The sequence below is a fragment of the Kordia sp. genome (genome assembly GCF_045105435.1).
GTDB lineage: Bacteria > Bacteroidota > Bacteroidia > Flavobacteriales > Flavobacteriaceae > Kordia.
In genome coordinates this window covers 1-5284 of sequence record NZ_JBGCDL010000012.1, presented here as the reverse complement: position 1 = coordinate 5284, position 5284 = coordinate 1, and the positions used below count along the sequence as shown (strand labels likewise).

The following is a 5284-nucleotide window of genomic DNA, read 5'->3' as shown; positions in this document are numbered from 1 at the left end:
TATTCTGCTAAAAATGAACGTTTGGATGACGCTTTTTACATTTTTACCTTTATCCATTTTCGGAATCATTGCCTTAAAATCATTCAAATACATTCGACCAATTTTTAGAACCAGAGGAAAAATTAATGCAGAAGTAAAAGGTCGATTAACTGAAACTTTAGCGGGAATTCGTGTCATAAAAGCTTTCAATGCCGAAGCGCAAGAAAGTAAAGTTTTTGAAAAAGGTGTCGCTGATATTTTTAAGAATGTTAAAAAAAGCATGACTGTAACTGCTCTAATGACAAGTTCTTCTACTTTTTTAATAGGTATCGCAACTACCGGAGTGATGGGAATTGGCGGTTATTACATGATTGATGGTGCATTGACTTTTGGAGAATTTTTAAAATTCACATTTCTATTAGCATTCATGGTTGCGCCAATTGTTCAAATGAGTAATATTGGAAGTCAATTAACGGAAGCATTGGCAGGTTTAGACAGAACTGAGGAACTCATGAACATGACAGCCGAAGAAGATAACCAAGACAGAACGATTCAATTAAACACGATAAAAGGCGCTATAGAATTTGATGATGTTTCCTTTTTTTATGAAGAAGGAAAAGAAGTTTTGCATAATATTAACTTCAAAGCTCCAGCAGGTTCTGTGACAGCTTTAGTTGGAAGTTCTGGTTCTGGAAAATCGACGATTGCAGGATTATCAGCCACATTCTTAACACCAAAATCGGGCAAAATAACGATTGATAATCAAGATTTATCTCAAATTAAACTAAGTAGCTATCGCCAATATTTGGGCGTGGTTTTACAAGATGAATTTTTGTTTGAAGGTACAATTCGTGAAAACATTATGTTTCCAAGACCAAATGCTACCGAAATAGAAGTAATGAATGCCGTAAATGCAGCGTATGTAAACGAGTTCACAGACCGATTTGAGTTAGGTTTAGAAACATTAATCGGAGAAAGAGGCGTGAAACTATCTGGTGGTCAACGTCAACGTTTAGCGATTGCGCGCGCTATTCTGGCAAATCCTAAGATTCTTATTCTCGACGAAGCAACATCAAGTTTAGATACCGAAAGTGAAGCGTTAATTCAGAAAAGTTTGGCGAAATTGATTAAAGACCGAACCACCATTGTGATTGCACACCGTTTAAGCACGATCAAAAAGGCGGATCAAATTTTAGTTATTGAAGCCGGACATATTGTAGAGCGTGGAAATCATGACGAATTGATTGCTAAACAAGGTCGATATTATGAATTATACACATATCAAGCAAAAATTTAAGTGATATGAGTATTGTTTTACTTCCATCGTGAAACACACTTATTTTCAAACGCACTCAAGTTTATACGAATTTCATCAAACAAAAAACACAAATTATTGAGCTTTTAAACTGGCTTGCTTTTGCCAATCAGAAAACCATACAACAATCCAATTCCTAGCGCGATTAATGCAGGAGTTTTGATATATGCAAGTATCTCAGTGTCTTCTTTAAATGGCATAATTAACAGACTTGGTATGGTTAAAAACACAACAACAACCGCTCTAATAATAACAAAGACAAACCATTCGGAAATTTCAATTGACCAATACCAAGCATACATCATAGCGAGTACCAAATAAATAATTCCTGAAACGGTTAATGAAAACACAACTCCTGTGAGTAAAGAATTCCAAATAGTATTCAATGTTTTATTCATGATAAATAGATTTAATTCCACATAAATAAAATTAAAAAACTTTCAGCAACTAAAGAATACCCAAATGTGGGTAATTTTTACTCTTGTGCTTACATTTAGAATCACAGCGTATATCCTATCTTTTCTTTCGCGAAGTAATAAAATAAACGCCTGCCAATAAAATACAAGCAGCAACGATAGATTGTGTCGTCAATTCTTCATCTAAAATCCACCAGCCTAAAAGCAATGCAACAACTGGGTTTACATACGAAGCTGTTGATACTTTTTCTGTAGAAACTTCTTTCAGTAAATAATTAAATGCTGTAAAAGCTACCAAACTTCCAAAGATAATCAACAGAAACATAGACCATTGTACATCGCTACTCCACGCAAAAGGTGAAGTCCATTCCTCGCCCAAGCAAAGACTTACAATCGATAGCATGATAAACGCAATTCCCATCTGATATCCTGTACTTACCAAGTGATTTTTAGGCAAATCCGCTTTAGACACAAAAACACTGGCAAAACTCCAGCCAATCACACATACAAAAACGAGTAAAATTCCGATCAATGTATCTTCATCAGTAACCAATTCGCGTTGACTTACCAATAAGTACATTCCAAAAATGCCCAAAGCAACACCAATAATTGACTTTGCTTGCATCTTTTTATTATCAAGTATTCGCATCAGCAGCAATACAAATAATGGCTGTGTAGAAGCCAATAATGCCGTAAAACCACTGTCTAAATATTTTAATGCCCAAACGAAAAGTCCGTTTCCAGACACCATGAATAAAAAGGCAACAAATATGGAGTTTGTAAGTTGTTTTTGGGTGATGGATAAGTTTTTACCTGAAACCTTAGCAATTACAAAAATCAAAACGCTCGCACAAAGAAACCTACAAGAAGCCAGGAAAAATGCTGGTAACTCAGTAACGGCAACTTTATTAAGCAAGTATGTACTTCCCCAAATAATGTAAATAGCAAAAAATGCTAGAATGATGAGTACTTTTGATGATTTTGGTTTCATGCAGAAAAAATAAAGTGCAAAAATACAATCTTGTTTTTACATCTTGGAGATTATTTTGAAACACTTCTGCCCTATTTTGATATTATCACAAATTGATCAAGATTATATCATAATTTAAAAAATTGACTTTTAGAACCATAAAACTTTCTAATGCTGAAAATGGCTGTTTTTTTAAAAAAATCGAACGCTAGTTTTAAATTAAATTTCAAAACTAGCGCTCTATATATTTTTATTTAATTCGAACCAATTGTGAGGCGTCAGCTGTGGTTGTATACTCAATAGTATCGCTTCTTTTTTGACGTATTTTCCATTTGTCAGAACTAAAAGCATCTTGCACATACGCTTCTCCAGATTTCAATATTCTCTTTTTTATTTCTTCTCCTTCAGCATTTATCAAAAAAACTAAAGCAGTTGACTTTGTTTGATTGTAAAATGTAATAGCAACTGCTTTTGGACTTCTTACGATGACTCTACTTTCTTCTCTTGTTACTTTTATATCTTCTATTTCTAGTGTTGACCAACTATTTGTATTTTTCCAAGATTCATAAATGTAGGCAGAAACTTTTGAATTGTTTACAGCAAATCTAAGACTTACGTAATGTTTACTACTTAATTCAAAAGTAAATCGAATGCGATCTTCTAAGCTATTCAATGATTTAAAAGAGGTTATTGTTTTCTTATAAACTGGTGCATATGAATATCCATGCTTCTTAAAAGATGCAACATATACGTCATCTTTTTCTTCTATTAAAACTTCAAATTCTTTTCCGTTATGCTTATATTTCCATGTACCTAGCGTGTTTTTGAAAAGAACGTTAATCTTATTTTTATCGTCAAAACAAGATTTAAACTTACTTTTAAGCCTTGCTATTCTATCTTTTGCCAAATCGCCAATTGTTGGATTTTCCACTTTGTTAGGAAAACTTACCGTTTGTGCTTTGGAAGTTGGTACAGCAGTTAAATTACTGGTATGCTTTTCAAGTTCTGATATTAAATTTGTTATAGGAGTACAATTACTAGACGACATTGTATTGTGTTGCAAATATATATCCTGAACAGTATTATACGAACTTAAAGCTTTATTTTCAAAACAAGATTCAAACTTACCTTTAATTCTTAAAATTCTATCTTTGGTCAAATCGCCAATTGTTGGGTTATCAATTCTTTTGGGATATCTAATAGTGTAAGCTTTCACTTCTGGAACTAAAAGTGTGTTTTTTTCGTATTCTTGCAGTTCTTCAATTAAACTATTTACTGCATTACAATCATTAGTTGCTAATTTCTCATTTCCATTGTAAATGTTTTGAATTGTAGTGTACAATCTAGATGAATTTTGCGCATGAATGCTTACCGAAAATAAATAAACAAAAGCAAAAAGCATACAATAGTTTTTGTAATTTAAATTAAATCTAATCATGCGATACGTTTTTAATTAATAAGGGATTCTATTATTTTTATAGCTATTTAGTGAAAAACATAAATCAAATATAGTGTATTAAAAAATAAGCCAATTTTTATGTTTGCTGAGTGTAAAATCAAAAATCAAACCGTTTATTTATTTTAAATGAAATTCCTTAATTTTTTCTTGCGAAATTTTGTGTAAAATTTTCTAAAATCACAAAAAACACATACAAAAAAAGCTTGCACTTTAATTGCAATAGCTTTATAATGTGATAGTTAAATTACTGCGTGTTGTATTGCAAGTACATTTTCAATAAATACGTTGATTGAGTATAAAAAAATAGCAACAAATTGTTCGTGTTGTGTTTTAATTGATGAATTTTAAATGTGTAATTTTAATAATCATCATCCACAAATTTCTTCTTTTTACCTTTCATTAATTTGTAATCTTCTACATATTTTGCTTTTGTAATTATAAAAATAGAATCTCCTTCATACTATAAAATTTTAGACAGTGTAACAGGTAAATTTTAGGCACAAAAAAAGTCTACCAACTATTGGTAGACTTTTTGCAAGATAGAACTATATATGTTAGAGAACTTTTACGTTTACTGCGTTAAGTCCTTTTCTTCCTTCTTGTAAGTCAAATTCAACGTCATCTCCTTCACGGATTTCGTCAATTAATCCTGAAATGTGTACAAAATGTTCTTTTCCTGATCCTTCTTCTGTGATGAATCCGAATCCTTTTGAATCGTTGAAAAATTTTACTGTTCCTTTACTCATTGTAATATATTTAATTTGTGTTAATACTTATTTATTGTCATATTTTATTTGATATATAACAATATACTTGTAAGATATGGAAAATAATCCTTTAAAAAAATTACAACTCCAAATATTTGATTATTAAGCGGTTTCTAGCACACGTTTTGTCATTCTGTAGGTATAATTTGGATATATTGAACGTTTTGCAAAACGATTTACCGTATTGCTATTGATCATTTTTATATAAACTTGTTTGGTAACACCAAAATATTCATAGGTTGATCCATCATTAAAAACGATTTCTAGTAATAATCCTTTATGCGTATAATCTGCAATACCGGAATTAGCAATTGTATCTTTATAATTGGCTAAATTAGCTTCTTTAGTTTCTGGAGCAATACTCACTAGAAAGTGATA

At 31.4% G+C, this 5284-nt stretch carries 6 protein-coding genes; 1 reads left to right on the top strand and 5 read right to left on the bottom strand.

Annotation, left to right across the window (positions count from 1 at the left end; translation table 11 throughout):
* Positions 1-1276 (top strand): ABC transporter ATP-binding protein (locus AB8B65_RS00425; protein WP_405298815.1); only part of this gene is annotated, 1276 nt, incomplete at its 5' end.
* 104 nt (positions 1277-1380) lie between these two features.
* Here the strand turns inward: AB8B65_RS00425 and AB8B65_RS00420 are convergent.
* The 5 genes from AB8B65_RS00420 to AB8B65_RS00400 all read right to left on the bottom strand — a co-directional run.
* Complete coding sequence (locus tag AB8B65_RS00420; RefSeq protein WP_405298814.1) at positions 1381-1692, bottom strand: hypothetical protein; 312 nt, start codon at positions 1690-1692, stop codon at positions 1381-1383.
* 115 nt (positions 1693-1807) lie between these two features.
* Positions 1808-2701, bottom strand: a complete 894-nt coding sequence (locus AB8B65_RS00415) for an EamA family transporter (protein ID WP_405298813.1) — start codon at positions 2699-2701, stop codon at positions 1808-1810.
* 229 nt (positions 2702-2930) lie between these two features.
* The gene (locus AB8B65_RS00410; protein WP_405298812.1) at positions 2931-4118 is read right to left on the bottom strand and encodes a hypothetical protein; all 1188 of its coding nucleotides are present in this window, start codon (positions 4116-4118) and stop codon (positions 2931-2933) included.
* Between the two features lie 575 nt (positions 4119-4693).
* Positions 4694-4885, bottom strand: coding sequence for a cold-shock protein (locus AB8B65_RS00405; RefSeq protein WP_405298811.1), 192 nt, complete (start codon positions 4883-4885; stop codon positions 4694-4696).
* 123 nt (positions 4886-5008) lie between these two features.
* On the bottom strand, positions 5009-5284 hold a 276-nt coding region (locus AB8B65_RS00400), incomplete at its 5' end, for a KTSC domain-containing protein (RefSeq protein ID WP_405298810.1).